At 53.7% G+C, this 24806-nt stretch carries 1 protein-coding gene; it reads right to left on the minus strand.

The features are described 5' to 3' along the window. Window positions 1-24660 carry a DUF8202 domain-containing protein gene (locus tag F0L74_RS09615; protein WP_149837647.1) on the minus strand — a complete coding sequence of 8220 codons (24660 nt, stop codon included), beginning with the start codon at window positions 24658-24660 and terminating at the stop codon, window positions 1-3. Window positions 24661-24806 lie beyond the last annotated feature (146 nt).

Consider the following 24806-nt stretch of genomic DNA (forward strand, 5'->3'; position numbering starts at 1 on the left):
TTACCGTATAATAGTTACCCAGCCTTTGTACTTTTTAATGCCGTCCGGCTTCTTCACTTCCAGGATATAGTAATAGGTGCTTTCATTCAGATCCGATCCGTTCCAGTCATTATGATAGTCTTTGGATTGGTACACCTGTCCGCCCCAACGGTTAAATATGTACAAGCCTGATCCGGGATACTTCTCCAGTCCGCCAATGATGAACCTTTCGTTCTTGCCATCGCCATTTGGCGTGAATACGTTCGGGAATGTCAGGTCCGCGCCTTCGATCTGTACGCTGGAAGCTGCCTTATTATTGGCACTGTCTGCATCCGGCATATTGGTACTGTAAGCGGTGGCTTCATTCACCAGCGGACCGCCTTCTATTACACGGGTGGTCAGCGTCATCTGTAGCGTTGCACCTGGCTGCAGATCGCCAATATTCCATGTTACCAGTTTAGTGGCGGGCGTTACTACCACTTCTCCCCTTTCAGCAGAAGTATGTGTGGGTACATCCAGTTGTACCGGCAGGTGATCTTCTGCTTTTATGGCTGTTACAGCGATGTTACCGGCGTTCCGTACCGTAATGCGGTAGGTCAGGTCCTGGCCCATGCGGTAAGGCCCTGCTGCCGGTGTCACGATCTCCTTGGTCACTACCAGGTCGCCGGCCAATTTATCGGTATCGGTGATGGTCACCGTTGCATCTGCCGGCACAGCTGCGGTAAAGGTGTAGCTGGCAGAAGCGCCGCCGGTGAGCATGAAGATCACCGTCTCGGGATCTTCCACCTCGCTGTCATCAAGTACCGTTACCGGTATGGTAACGCTGCTGGCCCCTGCGGGGATCGTAATGGTACCTGTAATAGCCCTGTAATCGGCATCCGGCGTGGCTGTGCCGCCAATCATATACTGGAGGGTGACCGGTGCTGCCGTGCGCTTGCCGCCCGCCAGGCTGATGGTGAACGCACCATCTGTACCCGGTTCAGTAGCAGCCGGCTGACTGGCCCTGATCACCAGGTTCAGGTTGGCGTTATCGTCATCTGCGATGTTGACAGTAGCGGAATTGTTCGCGCCAACGGTATAGGTAATGCTGGCAGACTTACCGCCGGTAAGGGTAGCGGTCACTGTTTCTGATGCCTCTATCAGGTCATCATCAGCAACGGTCACCGGTATGGTGATGCTGCTCTGGCCTGCTGGTATTACTGCAGTGCCGGTGAGGGCGGTATAGTCAGTACCTGCGGTGGCGGTGCCGCTGATGGTGTAGGTCACCGTAATGTCCTCATCGGGCACCTTGCCGCTCGCCAGGCTGATAGTGAGCTCCCCTGCCGTAGCGGGTTCAGATGCTGCCGGTTTGCTGGCGCCCACCACGAGGTCAAGGCCGGTGTTATCGTCATCTGCAATGTTAACAGTTGCAGTCCTGTCCGTTCCTGGCGGGATGGTCAGGCCGCTGCCGGCGCCGCCGGTTAATGTAACTGTTACCGTTTCATTGCCTTCAATAAGCTGATCATCGGTGACAGCCACTGGAACAGCTATACTGTTCTGACCAGCGGGGATCACTACAGTGCCGGTAAGGGCCGTATAGTCGGCGCCGGCGGTCGCCGTACCTGTCACCGTGTAAGAAACGGTTACATCCCGGGCAATGGTCACACCGGCGGGCAAACTAATGGTAAAGGCGCCGTTAGTGCCTGGTTCGGCGGCATCTGCATCCTTCGCGATGTTCAACACGAGGTTGGCGCCTTCATCTGTGATGTTGACGGTGGCATTGCCAGAGGCGTTGAAACTGAAGCTGGTGCTGGTAGCGCCGGTTAAAGTCAGTATCACGGTCTCTGTTCCTTCAATTACCTGGTCGCCGGTCACCATTACCGGTATAGCCACGTTATTCTGGCCGGCTGGTATCACTACGGTGCCGGTAAGAGCCGTGTAGTCGCTGCCGGCTGTAGCTGTGCCGCCTGCTGTGTAGCTGACTGTAATGTCTTCAGATGAAACGATACCTGCCGGCAGGCTAATGGTAAAGCTGCCGTTGGTAGACGGTTCTGCGCCGTCTGCGTCTTTAGATGCGCTAATCACCAGGCTGGCCGGCGTGCTGCGCTCGTCGTCGGTAATATTTACCGTGGCAGCGCCTGTGCCGGTAAAGCTAAAGCTGGCAGCACTGCCGCCGTTGAGCGTAATTATTACTGTTTCAGTTTGTTCTATTATCTGATCATCTATTACGGTTACGGGCACGGCCACACTGTTCTGGCCCGCCGCGATGGTGATAGCGGCGGTGATGCCGGTATAATCCAAACCGCTGGTGGCAGTGCCGCTAACGCTATAGTTCACCGTGATATCTTCAGAAGAGGTGATGCCTGCCGGCAGGCTGATACTAAAGCTGCCGTTTGCAGACGGTTCCGCGCCGTCGGCCACCTTGGCCACGTTCAGCACCAGGTTAGCCGGGATGTTATCATCATCCGCAATATTTACGGTAGCGTTACCATTTGTGCTGCTGGCAGTAAAGCTAAAGCTGGTGCTTGCACCGCCGGTGATGGTAGCATCCACTGTCTCAGTCTGCTCAATGATCGCGTCATTGTTAACTGTTACCGGAACAACTACGCTGTGCTGGCCGGCGGGAATTACAACCGTACCGGTTAATGCGGTATAGTCTGCGCCACTGCTGGCGGTACCGGCTACGGTGTAGCTTACTGCAATATCTTCCGCAGCAGTTATGGCGCCTGGCAAGCTGATGGTAAAGCTGCCGTTGGTAGCCGGCTCTGCTCCGTCTGTTGTCTTAACAATGCTCAATACCTGGTTAGCCGCGGTATTTTCATCATCCGTGATATTCACCGTTGCGCTGCTGCCACCACCAAAGCTGAAGCTGGTGCTTGTTCCGCCAGTAACTGCCAGTATCACAGTCTCCGTGTTTTCCATTACAGCATCGTTTATCACCGGTACCGGTATGCTAACAGCGTTTTGGCCAGCGGGGATCACCGCGGTACCGCCCAGGGCGGTATAATCCGTACCACCGGTAGCCGTGCCGCTGATGGTGTAGCTTACCGTGATCGCTTCAGCGGAAGTTATGCCGTTAGGCAGGCTGATGGAGAATGCGCCGTCAGTACCTGGTTCTGCGGCATCAGCTGTGGCAGTTGCCGTTAACACAAGGTTAGCCGGTGTGTTATCATCGTCCTGTATGTTCACGGTAGCGTTGCCGCTGCCAGTGAAGCTAAAGTTTGCGGAAGAGCCGCCGCTCAGCGTCAGCTGCACTGTTTCCGTATTTTCTATGAGTTGGTCGTCGATCACCGGAACCTGTACGGTTACGCTGTTCTGACCCGCAGGGATCAGTACTGCTGTGCCCAGGGCGGTATAATCAGTGCCGGGGGTAGCCGTACCGCTGATGGTGTAGCTGGCGGTCATATTTTCAGATACCGTAATGCCCGCAGGCAGGCTGATAGTAAATATACCGTTAGTAGACGGCTCGGCTGCATCAGTGGTTTTCGCTACGCTGATCACCAGGTTGGCCGCTGTGTTGTCATCATCGGTAATGTTGACAGTAGCATTGCCTGTTCCGGTGAACGCTAAGCTGGCGGAGCTGCCGTTATTGAGCGTCATAATAACGGTTTCTGTCTGCTCAATCACCAGGTCTTCTGTTACGGCCACAGGAACTGCTACGCTGTTCTGACCGGCGGGGATGGTAGCTGTACCGGTAAGCGTTGTATAATCTGCACCGGCGGTAGCGGTGCCCCCGATTGTATAAGCGACCGTGATATCTTCCGCTGCAGTATAACCGGCAGGCAGGCTGATATTAAAGTTACCATCAGTTCCAGGCTCCGCGCCGTCTGCCGTTTTGTTTACCAGCAATATGCGGTTAGCCGCAGTATTATCATCGTCTGATATATTTACGGTCGCATTAGCATTAGTAGCGCTGGCAGTAAGCGTCAGGCTGGCGGAGCTGCCGCCGGTAACGGTAAGGACCACGGTTTCGTTACCTTCAATGATCTGGTCATCCGTTACGGCCACCGGTATGGATACACTATTCTGGCCGGCTGGTATTACTACAGTGCCACCCAGGTTGGCATAATCAGTACCGTTTACTGCACCGCCGCCAACATTGTAACTCACCGTGATATCTTCCGCGGCGGTGATACCGGCAGGCAGGCTGATATTAAAGTTACCGTCAGTTCCAGGTTCTGCCGCATCCGCTGTTTGCGCTATGCTCAGCACCAGGTTGGCAGGCGTGTTTTCATCATCTGCAATGTTCACTGTTGCGTTACCCGCGCCGGTGAACGTAAAGCTTGCAGACGTGCCGCCGGAGAGTGTAAGGACCACTGTTTCCGCATTTTCAATTACCTGGTCATTGATCACATTAACCGGTACGGTTACACTATTTTGACCGGCTGGTATCACTACGGAGGCGCCCAGGCTGGTATAATCTGCACCGCTTGCAGCAGTGCCGCCTACAGTATAGTTAACCGTTATGTCTTCGGCCGCGGTGATGCCTGCAGGCAGGCCGATGCTAAAGCTGCCATTGGTAGCTGGTTCAGCGCCATCACCTGCATTTTTTACGCTCAGTACCAGGTTAGCCGGGGCACTGTCATCATCGGCAATATTTACCGTAGCATTGCCGGCAGTGGTGCTTGCTCCCAGCGTAAAGCTGGTGGAGCTGGCTCCTGTCACCGTCAATATCACGGTTTCTGTTGCTTCTATGATCTTGTCGTCTGTTACAGTTACCGGCACTGCCGCACTGTGCTGGCCGGCAGGTATCACTACAATGCCATTCAGGGCGGCGTAATCTGTGCCGCCGGTGGCGGTACCGCCTATGGTATAGTGTACGCTGAGGTCTTCCGATGCCGTTACGCCATTGGGCAGGCTTACACTGAACGAGCCATTGGTGGCAGGTTCTGATGCATCGGCCGTATTGGAAACGCTCACCAGCAGGTTAGCCGGCGTATTGTCGTTGTCTGTAATATCTACTGTAGCGTCAGCAGCGGCAGCATTGGCAGTAAAGCTAAAGCTGGCGGATGCGCCGCCGGTGAGCGTCATGATCACCGTCTCAGTAGTTTCTATTACCTGGTCATCCTGCACAGGCACTGTTACGGTCACACTGCTGTTACCCGCGGAGATCACCGCGCTGCCGCTAAGGGTGGTGTAATCGGCGCCACTGGTGGCAGTACCTGCTATTGTGTAGCTCACGTTAACATCTTCCGTTACTGTAATACCTGCAGGCAGGCTGATCGTGAACACACCATCCGTACCAGGCTCGCTGCCATCGGTGGTTTTCACAACACTCAGCACCAGGTTCGCAGGCGTATCGTCGTTGTCTGTAATGTTCACAGTGGCGTTGCCATTGGTAGTGCTGGCAGTAAGATTAAAGCTGGTGGAAGCGCCGTCTGTAATACCCAGTGTCACCGTTTCAGTGCCCTCTATCAACTGGTCGTCCAGCACCGGTACCGCAACGGATACGCCGTTCTGGCCGGCCGGGATCACTGCTGTAGCGCCCATGGCGGTGTAATCTGTACCGCTGGTGGCTGTACCAGCTACGGTATAATTCACTGTTATGTCTTCGGATGCGGTGATACCGGCGGGCAGGCTGATATAGAAGGCGCCATTGGTGGCCGGTTCTGCTGCATCGCCCGTTTTTGTGACACGCAGCACCAGGTTGGCCGCTGTGTTGTCGTCATCTGCTATATCCACGGTGGCAGCAGTGCTGCCGGTGAAGCTAAAGCTGGCAGATGTGCCGCCATTAAGCGTTGCCACTACCGTTTCCGTATTCTCGATCAGCTTATCATCCATCACCGGTACCGGCACAGATATGCTGTTTTGGCCGGCGGGGATCACCACGGTGCCGCTTAAGGCAGTATAGTCCGTGTTAGCTGCCGCTGTGCCGGTAATGGTATAGCTCACCGTGATGTTCTCTGCCGCAGTAATACCGGTTGGCAGGCTTACACTGAAGCTACCGCTGGTAGCAGGTTCTGCCCCATCCGCCGTTTTGGCTATGCTCAGCGTCAGGTTGGCCGGTGTATTGTCATTGTCAGTGATATCGGCGGTAGCGCTGCCATTGGTGCTGCCAGCAACCAGCGTCAGGTTGGCGGAGGTTCCACCGCTCAGGGTTACTATTACTGTCTCTGTATTTTCAATGATCTGGTCATCTGTTACGCTCACGGCAAGCGGCACGCTGTTCTGACCTGCAGGAAGCACGATGGTTCCGCCAGGGGCCGTATAGTCAGCGCCGCTTGTGGCGGTACCTGATGTGGCGTAGCTTATGGTGATGTCTTCCGCAGCTGTTACGCCCGTGGGCAGGCTGATACTGAAGGCGGCAGCGGTTGCCGGTTCTGCGCCATCGGTTGTCTTTGTGATGTTCACTACCAGGTTAGCTGGCGTGTTGTCGTCATCTTCAATATCCACGGTGGCATTGCCTGCAGTGCTGCTGGCCGCCAGGGTGAAGCTGGCGGAATTGCCGCCCGTAACGGTCAGGATCACTGTCTCTGCAGGCTCAATGATCTGGTCATCCGTTACCGTCACTGGCACAGTTACGCTGTTTTGTCCGGCCGGTATTACCACGGCGCCGCCAAGGGTGGCGTAGTCTGTGCCATTTATTGCGGCGCCGGCTACGGTATAGTTCACGGTAATATCCTCTGCTGCCGTAACACCGGTGGGTAGAGCAATACTAAAGGCGCCATTGGAAGTTGGTTCTGCCGCATCACTGGTCCTCACTACGCTCAGTACCAGGTTATCCGTATTATTGTCATCATCAGCAATGTTTACCGTAGCTGCGCCATTGGTAGTGCTGGCGGTGAAGCTAAAGCTGGTGGAGGCGCCATTGGTGATGGTCATGATCACGGTCTCTGTGGTCTCAATGATCTCATCGTCTATCACATTTACCGGTATGTTCACTCCGTTTTGCCCCGCCGGTATTACTACAGTACCACTTAAAGCAGTGTAGTCATTCCCCGCAACAGCGGTACCGGCAATGGTGTAGCTGGCCGTAATAGGTTCCGCAGCCGTAACGCCGGCCGGCAGCGCGATCCGGAATGCTCCGTTTGTACCTGGTTCTGCTGCGTCAGTGGCTTTGCTTACACTGAGCACAAGATTGGCCGGCGTATTATCGTTGTCGGTAATATCAACAGTAGCGGTAGCAGCTGCAGGGTCCGGGGTAAAGATAAAGCTGGCAGAGGCGCCACCGGTAAGGGTAAGCACTACTGTTTCCGTACCCTCAATGATCTGGTCATCTATGCCGTTCCTGTCAATAAATGCGCCCGCCTGGCCAGCCGGTATAACCACGCTGTTGCCCAGGGACACGTAGTCCGCACCGTTGGTAGCGGTACCTCCTATGGTATAGTTCACCGTAATGTCTTCAGTAGCGGTGTAACCTGCCGGCAGCAATACCTGGAAGCGGAAAGGCGTTGGCGTCTCACTTGCGTCATTCACGGGCACTATGTGTACCATACGGGCGGCCGCTGTATTATCGTTGTCCGCGATGTTAACAGTAGCCTTGTTATTACCGGTAGACGGTGTAAAGGAGAAGCTGGTGCTTGTGCCGCCGGTAAGAGTAACGGCTACGGTTTCAGCGCCCTCTATGACCTGGTCATCCGTTACATCCACTGGCAGGCTAACACCTTGCTGGCCGGCAGGGATGGTCACCGTTGCAGGCAGCGCAGCGTAATCAGCGCCACTGGTGGCCGTACCGGCAGTAGTATAATTTACTGTGATATTTTCAGAAGAGGTATAACCTGCAGGCAGGCTGATGGTAAATGCACCATCCGTAGCCGGTTCCGCTCCATCAGCGCTGTTGGTTACCAGCAACACCTTGTTGGCCGCAGTATTATCATTATCTGCAATGGTCATCGTTGCCGCATTGCCGGCGGGATCAGCGGTGTAAGTAAAGGAGTTGCCGTCAGTACCGCCGTTCAGGTTCAATATCGCCGTTTCGGAGTTCTCAATGATCTTATCGTCTATTACCGTTACAGGTATGGTTATGCTGTTGGTGTTTGCCAGCAGGGTAATGGTGAACACGTTATAGTCGGTATTGCGGGTGGCAGTACCGGTCATATTATAAGACAGCGTAAGATTACCGCTGGAAGTATAACCGGCAGGCAGGCTGATGGTGAAAGCACCATTGCTGTTTGGTTCTGCCGCGTCTGTCGTCTTCACCACTTTAAGCACCTGGTTGGCAGCAGAAGCGTCGTCATCGGCTATGTTTACGGTAATATCGTTGTTAGCAGGATCCGGTGGGAATATAAAGGCATTCCCTCCCCCATCGGTAGCGCTGCCAGACAAGAGGGTGAATGTCATTGATTCTGCAGGTTCTATGATCTTATCATCCAGCACGTTGAGGTTCACCGTTACGCTGTTGGTATTAGCGGGAATGGTGACAGTTCCCAACGCGGCGTAGTCCACACCGGATACGGCTGTGCCGGATATGCTGTATCCTACTGTAATCGGCCATGCGGATGTAGCAACGCCAGCCAGCTTCACAGTGAAGCTGCCATTGGTTGCCGGTTCTGCCGCATTGGCGCCGGTGATCACCTGTATGGGCGTGCTGCTGGCAGCATTGGCATCCACAATGTTCACCACCGCCCCGTTGCCGGAAGGATCTATTGTAAATGGATAACTGCCGGAGGCGGCACTGGTGAGATTGAGCACCACGGTTTCCGGGCCCTCTATGATGCCATCGTTGCCGGCATCCACATCAATGTATACTTCGTTGGCGCCGGCCGGTATAGTGATCTTGCCGGAGGACAGACCCAGCAGGTTATAATCAGTTCCATTAATGGCGGAGCCGGTTGTGGTAAAGCTAACTACCACATCTTCGGCGCTGGTTACGCCCGGCGGCAGCGCTATCCTGTATTGGCCGTTGGTGCCGCCTTCTATGGCATCAGATACTTTCGTGAGCAGCACAACATTACTGTTACCGGTAAAATCATTATCCGTAATGGTAACTGTTGCTGAGCCGCCGCCCGATGCCGGGGTGTAGCTGAACTGCGTATCATTGCCACCGGTAACATTCATGATCACCGTTTCATCCGGCTCTATCACGGTGTTATCGATCACATTTACAGCTACAGCCACGCTGTTCTGGCCGGCCGGTATGGTGACAGTACCGGTAATGGCCCTGTAGTCCGTACCAGGCGTAGCTGTGCCTGCGCCTATGGTATAGGTCACCTGGATATCCCTGGCCGCCGTGATGCCCGTGGGGAGGCTAACGCTGAATGCCCCGTTGGTGCCAGGTTCCGCTGCGTCCAGCGTTTTGGTAATGGTGATCGTCTGGTTGCCAGCCGTATTATCATCATCAGCAATATCCACCGTGGTGCTGCCATTGGTAGCGCTGGCAGTATATGCAAAGCTGGTGCTGGCGCCGGCGCCGATGGTGAGGATCACCGTCTCTGCGCCCTCTATGGTCTGGTCATCGGTAACAGTTACAGGAATGGTCACCCCGTTCTGACCGGCAGGAATAGTGGCTGTGCCGGTAAGGGCGGTATAATCAACCCCACCTGTGGCTGTACCAGTAACGGTATAGGTGACAGTGATATCTTCGGACGGTATGATACCGGCAGGCAGGCTGATATTGAAGCTGCCGTTGCCGGACGGTTCTGCTGCATTACTGGTGTTTGTTACGCTTAGCACGCGGTTGGCCGGCGCGTTTTCATCATCGGTAATGTTTACGGTAGCCGTGGTATTAATACTGCTGGCAGTGAGTGTGAAGCTGGCAGACGTACCCCCCGTGAGCGTTAATACCACCGTTTCAGTGCTTTCCACCAGCTGATCATTGATCACGCTTACGGGCACGGATATGCTGTTCTGACCAGCCGGCAGGCTAACAGCGCCGGTGAGGGCGGTATAGTCAGTACCGCTACCCGCGCTGCCAGACACCGTATAGTTCACTGTAATATCTTCAGCGGCGGAGTAACCGGCCGGCAGGCTGATATCAAAGGCGCCCGCAGTAGCCGGTTCTGATGCGTCGCCGGCATTGGCAACGGACAGTACCAGGTTGGCCGGGATATTATCGTCATCCAGGATATTGGCCGTTGCGCTGGCAGCGGCGCCGCTGGCAGTGAAAGCAAAACTGGCGCTGGTACCGCCTGTAACGGTGGCGGTCACTGTTTCAGTACCTTCTATGATCTGGTCATCCAGTACATCTGCGGAGATCAGCACGCTGTTCTGACCGGCAGGCAATGTAACCGTGCCTGTTAATGTAGCATAGTCTGTACCATTCGTGCCGGTACCACCTACCGTGTAGCTTACCGTAATAGGTTCAGATGACCTTACCAATGAGGGCAGGCTTATCCTGAACCCGCCATTGGTGGACGGCTCTTCAAGATCTGACAGCTTCACGATACTGAGCACCCGATTGGCCGCAGTGTTGTCATCATCGGCAATATTCATCGTGGCGCTGCCATCAGTGGTGCTGGCAGTATAAGTAAAGTTGGCAGATACGCCACCGGTAAGGGTAGCTATTACCGTTTCTGTATTCTCGATCAGTTTATCATCTATTGGGTTCAGCGCTACGTTCACCCCATTGGCGCCGGCCGGGATGGTTGCGGTACCGGTGAGCGTCGCATAATCCGTTCCTGCAACAGCAGTACCGGCAATGGTATAATTCACCGTTACGTTCTCTGATGCGCTGATGTTAGCAGGCAGGCTAATGCGGTATACGCCGCCGGTGGCTGGTTCTGCGGCATCGGTAGTTTTGGTGATGCTCAGCACGCGGTTGGCCGGTGTATTGTCATCATCTGTAATATTCACGGTGGCGGTGCCCGCCGTAGTGCTGGCCGTGAAGGCAAAGCTTGGGCTGCTGCCACTGGTGGCTGTCAGCACAGCGGTTTCGGTTATTTCCAGCAGCTGATCATCTTTCACAGCAACGGGTACGGTTATACTATTCTGGCCGGCGGGGATGATCACCGTACCGTTTAATGCGGTATAATCGCCGCCGTTAACAGCAGTGCCGCTCATGGTATAATGGATGGTCACCGGTTCTGATACCGTTACGCCGGCAGGCAGGCCAATGCTAAAGCTTCCGTTGGAAGACGGTTCTGCCGCATCTGCGGTGCCGGTTACTGCCAGCACGCGGTTGGCGGCTGTATTATCGTCATCTGCGATGTTCACCGTGGCTGCGCCGCCGGTAGCGCTAACGGTGAAGTTAAAGCTGGTGCTGGCGCCGGCAGTGGCAGTGAGGATCACCGTTTCCGTATTCTCTATCACCTGGTCATTAACAACCGTTACCGGTACGGAAACGCTATTCTGGCCGGCAGGAATGGTCACAGATCCGCCCAGCGCGGTATAATCAGTGCCGGAAGCAGCCGTGCCGGCTACCGTATAGTTCACGGTAATGTCTTCAGCAGCCGTCACCCCAGCGGGCAATCCGATGGCGAATGCGCCATTGGTCCCGGGTTCCGCGGCATTACCACCGTTGCTGACGCTTATTATACGGTTAGCTGCTATGTTATCATCATCCGTAATATTAGCCGTTGCGCTGCCGCTGGTAGTGCTGGCTGTAAATGCAAAGCTGGTGGAGGCGCCACCGGTAAGGGTAAGCGCTATTGTTTCCGTATTTTCTATCACCAGGTCATTAGTAACAGTTACCGGCAGCACCACGCTGTTCTGCGCGGCAGGCAGGGTCACTGTGCCGCTAAGGGTGGTATAATCCGTGCCGTTGGCGGCGGTACCTGCTATAGTATAGTTAACGGTGACTGCCTCAGGAGATGTGATGCCGGCCGGCAGGCTGATAGTGAAAGCTGCATTAGTAGCCGGTTCAGCAGCATCAGCCGTTTTGGTAATGCTCAGCACACGGTTAGCCGGTGAATTATCATCATCCGTAATATTTACTGTAGCGTTGCCATTGGTAGTGCTGGCAGTGAAGGCAAAGCTGGTGGAAGCGCCACCCGTTACCGTAAGTATTACGGTTTCTGTATTTTCCAGAAGCTTATCATCGGTAACAGCTACCGGGGCCGTTACGCTGTTCTGGCCCGCTGGTATCACCACTGAACCGGATAACGTGGTATAGTCGGCGCCGTTGGTAGCTGTACCTCCTGTCGTATAAGTTACGGTGATAGCTTCCGCAGCTGTAACGCCTGCAGGCAGGCTGATAGTGAAGGCTCCGTTGGTGTTGGGCTCTGCCGCATCGCCACCGGCATTGGTAACGCTTATTACACGGTTGGCTGCGGTGTTATCATCATCCGCAATATTGAGGGTAGCGCTGCCATTCGTTGCGTTAGCGGTAAACGCAAAGCTGGCGGACGTGCCACCGCCAAGTGTGGCTATCACGGTTTCTGTGTTCTCTATGATCTTGTCATCGGTAACCGTCACCGGCAGTATTACGCTGTTCTGACCAGCGGGTATTATCACCGTACCGGTTAACGCTGTATAATCAGTGCCGCTGCCGGCTGTACCTGATACCGTATAATTGGCGGTAATGGCCTCCGCAGCAGTAATACCGGCAGGCAGGCTAATGGTATATTCCCCGCCGGTGGCCGGTTCTGCCGCATCGGTGGTTTTTGTTATGCTTAATACACGGTTGGCCGCCGTGTTGTCATTATCTGTAATGTTGACGGCTACGCTGCCATTGGTGGTGCTGGCAGTATAGGTAAAGTTAGCGCTTGTGCCGTCTGTAACGGTCATCAATGCCGTTTCCGTACTCTCTATCACCTGGTCATCCGTTACTGTCAATGGCACTGTTACGCTATTCTGACCGGCGGGTATCACCACCGTACCGCTCAGGGCGGCATAATCAGTTCCACTGGTGGCCGTACCGGCTATCGTATAATTCACGGTGATGGCCTCACCAGGCAGGATACCGGCTGGCAGGCTAATATTAAAGCCGCCGTTTATGCCCGGTTCTGCGGCATCTCCCGTCTTTGTAACACTCAGCACACGGTTGGCAGGCGTGTTCTCATCATCCGTAATGGTGACCGTTGCAGTACCTGCGCCAGTGCCGGGGGTTAGCGTGAAACTGGCAGAACTGCCACCAGTAACGGTGAGCGCCACAGTTTCCGGGCTTTCCATCAGCTGATCATCTATAACTGTTACAGGCAGCGCCACGCCATTCTGACCTGCAGGGATCACTACCGAGCCGCTCAGCGCACCATAGTCCGCGCCAGGTGTGGCAGTACCGGCAACGGTATAGTTCACGGTGATGTCTTCGGATGCGGTAATCCCTGCGGGCAGGCTGATATTGAACGCACCGTTGGCGCCCGGTTCTTCGGCATCACTGCCGTTTGTTACGCCAACTATCGTCTTGGCGGGATCATTGCTGTCATTGTCTGCTATGTTGATGCTGGCAGCTGCCTCAGTGGTGCTGATGTTATAGGCGGTGCTGCTAACGCCGGTGGCCCCGGCAACAGTCACCGTTACGCCTTCCGTTGTCTCAAGGATATTGTCGTCTGTAACGGTAACAGGCAGGGAAACGCTGTTGCTGCCTACCGGCAGGGTAACAGTACCGCTAAGCGTTGTGTAATCAGCGCCATTGCCGGCAGTACCGGTAACTGTATAATTTACGGTAATATCTTCTACAGCTGTTACGCCCGTGGGCAGGCTGATGCTGAAGGATCCGTTCTGTGTTCCTTCCGTTCCATCCTGTACTTTCTGTATAGCCAGCACCTGGTTAGCGGTAGTTAAGCCGCCAAAAGTGGAGAAGTTCTGGATGCCGCTGAATTCAACGTACTCCACGCCGTCCTGCTGGCCGGCGCCAGAAGGCGTAAGCTCAGTGATATTCGCCAGTCCTTCAGCATTAAGGTCAGACAGGGTGGCGCTAATATCGCCGGTATGCTTAAACCAGGTCCACCTTTGTGCGCCTGTTACGCCACGGGTGGTGGACAGCATATTTTCTGCATTGGTCCTTTCGATGGGGTCCCAGAACAGGCGCAGGGTAATGCCGCCGTTCGTTGTGAGATCTGCGCCGGTGTATGTGATCTGTACCAGCCTGCGCATCAGCTGGGTACCATAATCCGTGCCGCTGTTCTTGCCAAGAGCGGCATTCATATCCCTGTTCACATCTATGGTGGCAGACAATTTCGTGATATCCACCACATTATCATTAAGCTGCATGGCAGCTATATATTTATTTATATCGGCGGGATCGATAAAGTATAACCAGCCATCCTTGATACAGGTGGCGGCCACTGTCTTCACTGTAGCATCTGCCACCAGGGAGGGTGTACGGTCAGGCTGGCTGGTAACAAGCGTGAACACTGCGCCGTTGGTTAAGGCGGTCACATTATCAAAGCCTACTATGCCCGCGTTGAAATCCGTTGCCGGTAGTGTGGTAAGCGTGCCGGTAGTAAAATCACCATCCCCGTCTCCATCTATCAGCAACATAAAATCAGCAATATCGGTACCTGTTACGGTTACGCCGGTCAGATCGAACTGCAGGCGCAGCGCATGGGTGCTGATATCGAAATTTGTAAGCTGGGCCTTCCATTCCTGGGTAAGGCGTTCCGCAATACAGCTGCCGGTGGGCAGATCTGTACCGGTTGCCGTGAGGGCGGCGCTGTTGCTGCCCAGCATAAAGAAACTCTTATCATTGGTAAAGGTATTGGTATTGTCCGCATTGGTAGCTGCGATCGTGCGCAGGCCTGCTGCCAGTATACCACCGGGGTTCACGCTGCGGGACTGCTTCTGCAGTAAGGCGGAGGCATCATCGCGGCCTATACCGAAGATGTTGTTCTTATATATGCCATTAGCGGCAGCATTCCAGGCTATTGTTGCCGGATCGCTGGCCACATAATCCCTGGGGGAGGATTGGTCAAGGGTAAGACCGTACTTGATGGCCAGGTAGGATTCTACACGGCTGTTTTCCGTAGCGGAAAGCGTGGATCTGTAAACGATCACTTCTGGTATCTTACCATTAAAGATGCGGGCATCATACGTAGGGCTTCCTGCGGTACGGCCGCCTACTTCAAAGAGGGTGGTGGCATAGCTCAGGCAATTTGTGCCGGCAGCCATCTCTGTTTTGCCATTGACAGCAAGCAAAGAATTAAGACCGCTACCTGGCACGGTATAAACACCACGTACCGCTCTGGGCACTCCCGTGCTGGGCGATGTGCTGGCGCCCGGCGAACAACCAGGTCCATCCAGATAGTAATTATTTGGTCCCGCATTAATACCCATGCCAGCGGAGCCACCGTCATTACCGGTCCAATCTGCCAATCCGCTGAATACACCCGCCAGGGCTCCGGCGCTGGCATTACCCATTGTACCTTCTACTACGCTTACAGTAAACATAGTTGTGGCAGTGGCATTCCAGTCGGCTATCGCATTTCCTTTCAGGGACCTGGTCGCCGCTCCTGTAAAGTCGATGGATGGGTTATAATTGATTGCGCCAGGCACCTGTGTAATAGCGGCTGTAGGCGTGACAGGATCCGTATGGGTTAGCGTTGCTGCCCGTAGTTCTGTAGCGGTATTATTGCTGCCGCTCTGGTCCAGCCACTGCTCTACCTGGTTGCTGGCATCCGTTTGTACGCCGGCGTCTGCCTTCACCCATAACACATCACCCAGTACGCCGCCCGGCGCTGTTACCAGCGCAGCAAAAGTGAAATACTGGCCGCTTGTGAGGTCAAGCGTAACAGCATAGTAATCAGTACCATCTATGGTTGTCTGTGCAAGCGGAATGAATTGGTCGTTCCCATCAATGGTGGCATCAGCGCTTATCACGATGTTGGGTGATGAAACGCTGGCAGGTACGGCCGTTGCGGGAATAGCGATCTGCACGTTACCTATTGTTCCGGTTTCCTGTGCTTTCCATATCCTGGTGACACGGGCAGTAATACCCGGTTTGTTTGTCATCGCGGTGTTGAAGCCGGTGGCAGCGCCATCATCGCCCCATGTCAAATAAGATCTGTCAGCAGGGAATGTGTTAGTGTTAGCCAGGTTATCTGCAGCAATAGCGCCCAGGCCCACTATGGGCTGGAAGCCCCCGTTAATGCTGCTGGACTGCTTCTGGTTCAGCCCTTCCACATCATCACGGCCTATGCCGGTGATGTTGTTCTTATAGGTGGCGTTTGCCGTGGCATCCCATACCTTGGTAGCGCCATCGGTAGCCAGGTAGTCCGTTGCGCCGTTATTCAGCGTAATACCATATTTGAGGGCCAGGTAGCTTTCTACCTGCTGCTGCTCGGTAGCAGTAAGCGCCTTGTCGTAAACGATGGTTTCACCCAGCGAACCGCTATAATAAAGGCCGCCTCCATTCACCACGTTATCGCCCAGGTAAGCCAGCGCTGCGGAGCTTGTGTTAATTGCGTACGTGCCGCAGCATATAAAGGCGTTCGGACTTATCGCGCTGTTCACCCGTATCTGTGTAGCAGCCGGCGTGGTGCTGGCTGCATTAGTGAACATAGTGATATTGGGAAGCGTGGTATTCCCCCCCGTATTGCCGTAACGGCTGTTGGATGTTTCAATAGAACGCTGGCCGCCACCTATTTCCATCGTATAACGTGTACCCGTGGTTGCTGCAACCTGGCTGCCCCAGCTGATCACGCTGCGGTTGGCTATTGCAGCACCGGCCGTTACAGATATCACGGTTCTTGCACTGGTACCCAGGGGCAGTTTTGTTCCGTCCAGCAGCATACGCTGACCGGTACCATTGAACTTCATAACCGGGTTGAAATTGACGTTACCCGCTGCATTATTGATATACAGGGGCTGATTAGCTGCCGCGGATTGTGTAGCATTATTCAGGTCAGACGCATAATCTGTCCATCCGCTGACAGCAGTATTGTCTATCGTGCTGGAAGTTCCTGCATCTGCACGTAACCAGAGTGACGTACCCACTATACCACCCGGCGCTTTGATGGAAGATGCATAGCTGAGATATTGCCCATTGGTTATATCAACAGTGGCCGCATAGTGCTTAACGCCATTCAGCGTAATTTCTGTTAATGGAATAAATTCGTCAGTTCCATCAAAATTTGCATCATCACTTATTATAAGATATGTTCCGCTTGCATTGGGTAGGGCATCGTACGGCACGGCTATCTGCACATTACCTATCGTACCGGTTTCCTGTACTTTCCATACCCGGGTCATGCGGTAGTTCACCGCCGGGTTACCGGTAATAGGTGTTTTGAACAGCGCGTTGGCGCCGTCATCGCTCCAGACCATGTATGATCTGTCCGCGCTGAAGGTATTTGTATTGGCCAGGTTCGTTTCCGCCAGTGCGCCAAGACCAATGGCCAGCTGTGTGCCGGCATTGATGCTGCGTGCCTGCTTTTGCAGCAGGTCTTCCGCATCGTCGCGGCCTATGCCGGCAATGTTGTTCTTGTAAGCGGCATTGGCGGCGGCATCCCATACTTTGGTCGTGCCGTTTGTGGCCAGGTAATCAGTAGCGCCGTTGTTAAGGGTAATGCCGTACTTGATGGCCAGGTAGGTATTAACACGCTGCTGCTCAACAGGGGTCAGGGCGTTTGCGTACACGATCAGGTCCGCTATACGCCCATTGTAGGAACCCGCGTTCCTGCCTACCTGGAAGCCGCTGTTATTGCCGGTAAAGGTCCCTGCGCCGTTACCGGTGGCCACGCTCAGGCCGTTCTTATAAATGGCCTGCCGGTTGGCCGCCAGGCTAACATCGCTGGTAGCGGTCCACAGGACAGTCTGGTTATTAACGCCACCCGTATTATACGCAAGCCGGTTAACGGAAAAAGGGGGGTCCCAGTAAACCACATTGTCAGACCAGGTAGCATGCAGCGTAAACTGCGTACCGCCACCTATGGTAGGCTCCGTGAAAATAACGGCTGCAACGGGGCTTACCTGGTTGTTCACCACAAAAGCAGCCGCACCACTATAGGTACCGGTCTTCAGGAAAGACGGACCTGTTAAGCCGGAGCTCAGGCCATCAAATTTCACAACCGGGTTAAAGTTGATATTGCTGGCGGCATTATTAAGGAATAACGGCTGACTGGCCGGTGTGGCCTGTGCTACATTGTTCAGGTTAGGGCTGTAATCGTTCCAGCTGCTTACTGGCGTATTGTCTGCTGTGGCGGAAGTGCCATAATCAGCGCGCAGCCATACCAGGGTACCACTGCTTACCCCGCCGGGGTATTTTACGGCAGCGCCAAAGGTGAAATACACACCGTCTGGCAGCTGGCTGGTGTTCAGCGTAACAGATTTGTCCGTATTTAGCGGCAGCTCCTGGTTAATGGTAGCGAAAGTGGGATCGCTGCTGATCAGCAGGAACACTGCCGTACCGGTTGCATTCGCTTTGAGGGTGATGGGCTGATCTGCCCAGTTGGTCTTATCCACTTTCCATACGCGCGGCAGCCGGCGTGTAACATTTATACCGCTTATAGTGTTCGAGTAAGCGGTGCCGGATAGCCCATTGTCCGCAAATACAAAGAAAGACTTATCGTTGGTGATAGTATTCGTGTTCAGTTCGTTGGTAAGCGCAATGCTGTTACCCAGTGAAACGGTCACAAAACCGGTATCCACACTGAGCGATTGCCTGGTGTTCAGACGGGTGGCATCATCCCTGCCTATACCGGTTACGCGGTATTTATAGGTAGCATCCGCAGTCCAGTAAGCTGTACCATCCGTAGCCAGGTAACTGGTAGCGCCGTTGTTCAGCGTAATACCATATTTAAGACCCAGGTAAGATTCTACTGACTGGCGTTCAACGTCTGACAGTATGCGGTTATAGGCGATCACTTCACCCATGTTGCCTAACCAGTAAAATGCCCTGCCGCCCATTGTGCGGGAGCCTATAGAAAGATAGTTGGCGGAGTTGGGGGTTAAGTTAACGGTACCCTGGTTATCCGCCGTGTAATTTTCAAACAGGCGTAAGCCGTTGGCAGCGTTTGACTGGACTGCGCTGAAGATATATGGCTTGCCCGGCAGGATCGTGTTAAGGCCTGTTACGGAAGCAAGGGCCGCCGCGTTTTCCAGGTACTCGAGTTTGGCCGTACTGGTAACCCGGAATTCCATTCCCTGATTAGAGCCAACCGCACCTCCGCCAATAAGGTCCCTGTATGCATTGTACCCGGAACCGCTGGCCACTGCAAATACCGTAGAGGTGGCGGGGTCTATACGGGTAGTATTAATATCCAAAAAGTCGTCCGTACCATCAAACACAAAGCTGTAGTTGAAGTTCAGCCCGCGCGCATCGGTGATGGGCTGGTTATTTGCTACAGACTGCAAGGCCGTATTACCAAAGCCGGAGAAATCGTTCCAGTTTGAACCGGAAGAGGCCCCATCATCGGCACGCAGCCACAGCGCAATACCATCATTAACGCCGTTAGGTCCTTTGATCATTTTGGCGAAAGTGAAGTATGCGCCATCGGGCAGATCGGTACTGTTTAGGGTAACACTGCTGTCTGTAAGCGGGAAGCTAACATCGCCGGCGCCAAAGCTGGCGTCCGTGCTTACCAGCAGGATGGTGCTTGCATCTGCTTTATTGTACTTAAGCGTGAACTGGTTGGTCCAGTTCGTTTTATCCGCTTTAAAGACGCGGCTCATCCGGAAGTTAACACCCGCAACACCTGCTAAAGGCGTACGGAAATCGGCGCTGGCGCCATCATCTGAAAACGCCAGGAATGATTTGTCAGCGGCAAATGTATTGCCGTTTGCTGCGTTGCTGGCTGCTACCGCATTACCCAGGGCTATCGTTACGATACCGGTATCGGTGCTGAGCGACTGCTTCTGATAGAGGCTATCCGTATCATCACGGCCAATGCCGGTGATGCGTTTACCATAACCCGCGTTATCCGCTGCTGTCCACATCCTGGTTGTGCCATCACTGGCCACATAGTCGGTGGCGCTGGTCTGATCGAGCGTAACGCCGTATTTGAGGGCAAGGTAAGATTCTACTTTGTTTTTATCAGCCGCGCTCAGGTTAGCGCTATACATGATAAACTCTGCGATGCGGCCGTCAAATGGGAAGTTTTGTGTAAATCCACGTCCCAGCCAGGTAGTGGCCGGCCCGTTGGGGTTGGCAGACCCGGTAGCTGTTACCGCTACCCTGCCGTCTATAAACACCCTGGTTCCGTTTGCTACTCCCTGTTGCCATACAGCGCCCGCAATGTTATTTTTTCCGGTAACTATCCCTGTATAGGTAGCGCCTGAGGGTAGGATACTGCCCACATATAAGTTCCGGTCATCTGAAAAACCATCATCATTACCTACAATAGAACCGCCTCCGTCCGTATTGATCACCGCAAAAACAGACAGCGCCGGGAATGCGGTGGGGTTCATGTTGTACGGGATAGTAAAGAAGGTGGTGGGCACAAAATCCGGGGCCACGTTAAAGTTCATGGCGCTTGTTCCCAGGGAACCGGCGGATACAACAGCGGTCTTATTATTATTGCTGAAATCTTTCCAGGGCTGATTACCTCCGCTAAAGCCATTATCGCCACGGTACCAGGCCAGCACGCCATTATTAACAGCGCCAGGTCCCTTGATCAGCGTGCCGAAAGTATAATAAGCGCCATCCGCCAGCTGGCTGCTGTTAAGGGTGATACGGTTATTCACCAGCGGCAGGATCACATCACCGGCGCCAAAGCTGGCGTCGCTGCTGATCACAATGTATCTGGGCAATGCAATGGCCGCTACCGTAGTATCCACCAGCAGCGTAATGCTCTGATCCGTCCAGTTCGTCTTTTGAACTTTCCAGGTACGCGCCAATGTATTGGTAATACCCGCAAGCCCGGTTACTGCGTTGGTGTAGTTGAGGGCAGCCGCATTGTCGGCGGACATGAAGAAAGACTTATCGGCATTGATCGCAGCCGTATTCGCAGCATTTGTTGCGGCTACACTGCTCCCCACCGCTACCGTCACAAAACCGGCAACCGCCGCCCTGGACTGCTTCTGGTATAAGTGACCGGCATCATCACGGCCAATACCAAAGATGTTTTTATTGTAGGTGGCATTAGTGGCCGCATTCCAATATACGCCGGCGTCTGACGCAATATAATTAGTGGCGGTGGCCTGATCCAGCGTAATACCATACTTGAGGGCCAGGTAAGACTGTATCTTTTGATGGTCCGTAGCCGTCAGCGCCGTATTATCCGTGTAAACGATCAGCTCTGCCAGTTTGCCTTTATAAAATGCATTACCAGGATGCCCGATATAGAATGGCGCATTTATACCTGTATAATTGCCCAGCGCAGTGGTGGAACTAGCCACATTCTTATTATTCAGCAGTATCTGCATGCTGGTGCCGGATGGTTTGCGGATAAACGCAAACAGGTTGGGATTACTGAAGGAGCCTCCCCATGGCCCGTATACGCGGTAGCCATAAGGCGCGTCAAAATAGGCATTGCCATCTGAGTAAGGAGCATAAGCGCGGATAGGATAACCAGGGTTGCTGGACATTTCTGCAAATAGCGGATCACCGCCAGGCCCATCCGGGAGATTGACGGCATATACCGTTACGTTGCCAATACTGCCGGTACCAAATACAGAAGGGCTGGTCATCACCTGGTTTACGCCATTGAATGACAGGGCGGGGTTAAAGTTGGCGCCGGCGGCCAGGAAACCTGGCTGCGCAGTAGTGCTGGCTGCCTGCTGGGTTTTACCATTGCCGCTATAATCGCTCCACGCGCTTTCTGTAGCACCCGCGTCTGCCCTCCACCAGGCGCCAACGCCGGTATTTACACCTGCAGGGCCTTTAACCGTCCCGCCTACGGTGAAATAGCTGCCGTTCGCGAGCAGGGAAGAATTGAGGGTGATATTACCATTTACATCTATCGGTAACTCCTGGGAGATGGTGGCAAAAGCAGGATCAGTGCTGATGAGCAAATAACCATTGCTGCCCGCAGGTATCTTAAAGGTCACCTGCTGGTCTGTCCAGGCGGCGGTTTTCTGCACTTTCCATACCCTGGCCATGCGCTGGGATACAGCGGTACCCGTTACTGCGGTCGTATATGTAATAGCGCCGGCATTATCGCTGAAGGCCAGGAAGGTCTTATCGTTGGCAATAGTTTGTGTATTCGCTGCGTTGGATACCATTATGGCTGATCCCAGCGCAATGGTCACAAGGCCGGAGTCCTGGCTAACGGACTGTTTCTGGTACAGCATGCTGCAATCATCACGGCCTATACCTGTAATGCGCCGGCCATAACCGGTGTTGGAGGCGGCGGTGTACATCTGCACCGTGCCGTCGCTGGTAATATAATCCGTAGCGCCGCCGTTGAGCGTAATGCCATACTTGAGAGCCATATACGATTCAATGCGCTGTATTTCAGCGGGTGTAAGGTCCCTGTTGTAAATAAATACTTCCGGGATCGCTACTTTCGAATATTCACCGAAAGCAGCGCCACCTACATCCAGCGTCCATACGCCGCCGTCTGATGCAGTGCCCGTTTTAAGGGAGGCGCCATTTCCTTTAAACTCGTAGCCGCCGGTAGCCGCCCGTTCAAAAGAATACAGTTTTCCCCTGGCCGTGATGGCATTGCCGGTATTGAGCCAGGCCTCTACGAACAACCGGTTCTCCAGGTTATTATGCCAGCCCAGTAACTTATTACCGGTGGCGCTGGTGAATACGCGGCCGGTAGCGCTGCCCTCTATCTCACCCATGCCCATGATGGTATAAGCGCCGGTAACGCCTGCCGCGGCAGGCACACGGTGCGCATCATTTCCATCATAGTAAATGGCGCGGTTAAAGTTAACCAGCGCCGTTGTATCATCCGGATCTCCTATCACCGTCATATGATTAGCGTTACCGGAGATATCGCCCCAGTTCACGCCGTTCACCGCCTGGTCTGCCCGGAACCAGGCGAGTATACCATTGTTCACGCAGGCCGGTCCCCTGAAGGTCATGGGCATGGCGTTACCAAATTCAGAGGTGCCACAGTTATTGGCGGGGATCCGGAGAGTAGCGGTCCAGAAACCCAGACCGCTGGCTCCCGGGCCGATATTATAGGAGATGGTATGCGTGGAGCTGCCGGCAGCAACGCCGGTCAAACTGGTTACAAAATATTGCCCGCTCGTTTTGCTCGTAGCGGGATCACTGGCATAAATGTCCACCGTATACTGCGCGCCTGCCGTTATATTAGGAATAGTAAGCTGCAGCTGGTACTGCCCCACTCCCGTGGGCGTGGAAGAAACCAGGACCGGCGTACGGCTGGCGGCAGCGGTATAACTACAGTTTCCGCCCGGGTTGGCTATTCCCAGGCTGGTGTTATTATAAATGGAGTTATTGGTGATGACGACCTTACCAGGCGCATCGTTATAAATACCTGCGCCGCCATTGTCATGGATCACACAACCCGTTACCTGGGCGTCTGTAACGCCGGCGCCACCGTAAAACCAGATACCATGGCTTGCATTGTTCACCACCGTATCACCGGTAAGATCAACATCGGTTGCAGCGTTGGCCCCGTTAACCATTATACCGGCACGGAGGCCATTGGAGAAGAATGAATTAACAATATCTACGTTGTTACGCGGCAGGTTGGAGTAAAACTCAATACCATCATAATTATTGGTGAACCTGCAACCGGTAACGGTAAAATTGGTAGCCGCCCCGTTCATATACAGGCCATCGGAATCAAACTCATTGAAACTAACGTTGTTCAGGGTAACATCAGTTGCAGCACCGATGAAAACAAGCCCGAGGTCAGCATCGTTTGTGGTGCCGGTCTTGTCTGCATCCAATGTGCTATTGGATATACTGAGCTTGTTAACAGTTGTTTCAAAACGGATGAACTGCCCGTTGTACCCATCTCCCGGCGTAGGATCTGTCACAGTAACATTCGTCATGGCGATATTGGAGGCCGCTCCATTAAACCAGATGCTGTACAGATCAGCGTCCTTTACCGTTACACTGTCAAGTGTAAGGCCGTTGATTGTATTATCAAAGCGGATGGGATAATCTCCGTCATCCGTGGAAGTCGTAACATCCAGATCAATTACCGTATTATTCAGAACAATGTTTGTGTTGACCAGATCGCTGTAAAAACCCAGGGCCACCCCACTAAATGTAGAATCGATGGTAACCTTATCCAGTGTAACATTATTCGCAGTTTCCACAGGGCCGCCGGTGTTATCCAGCACGATCCCGTTCTGAAACCCGCTGATGTTTGAATTACTAAGCGTCCAGCCATTAACAGATGCGTCCCGGAATACAATTGCTTCGCACCCTCTTGCATTGCCGGCAGTGTTTAACTGGATATTTTCCATCCGCAGATTTGTGTGCATGCCTCCTGCGAAATAGAACCCACGGCCGTTATAGGCCGTACCACACAACTCCACATCTGAAGATGTCAGGTTCCTGAGGGTGAGATCAGTGGAAGCCCCCGTTACCCTCAAAACGGCGTTCAGAAAGTTGCCCACTGTGCTGTACATCAGGATGTTCTCTATAGTAACGCCCTTTGTGTTAGCCAGGATATCAAAATCTATATCCCCGTTGTTGGTCAGCGTAAAATTGCGGATAGCTACACTGTCAGCATTGATCACAAACGGGTTAACAACGCTGTTTGTACCTGTTGAATTAATAGTTATCTTATGCTGGCCATCTATTGTCAGCCGCTTTGCCGTAATAGTTGGCAGCGAGCTGAGTATCGTGATCTGCCCGTATACATTAAATGTGATCGCATGTGGCCCCGCACCTGCCGCATTGGCATCCAGGATAGCCTGCCGCAATGATCCCGGCCCCGCATTGTTGGTGTTGGTGACCGGGAAAGAGCTGGCCATAGCGGTTATTGCCACCATGATACCAGGCAGCAACAGCAATAGCGATTTGCGGATTTTGGTGAAAAACCGGGTGTTCCGGTTCATTACATTGAAACAGGACATGGTGCAATAGCTTTGGGTAAAAGGGGGCTGATCCGGTCTGCTGACGGGTGCAGCAAGGCGGAAAATGCATTCGGTATAACGAACTTTTTTACTGTGTATTAAGGGTAGATCACATTATAAACAGAGATAGGGTCGCGTAACTCGGA

The sequence above is a fragment of the Chitinophaga agrisoli genome, assembly GCF_008386695.1.
GTDB lineage: Bacteria > Bacteroidota > Bacteroidia > Chitinophagales > Chitinophagaceae > Chitinophaga > Chitinophaga agrisoli.

Coding starts and splice junctions, on each gene's coding strand:
- F0L74_RS09615 (WP_149837647.1), bottom strand. CDS start 24,660: ATGTCCTGTTTCAATGTAATGAACCGGAACACCCGGTTTTTCACCAAA.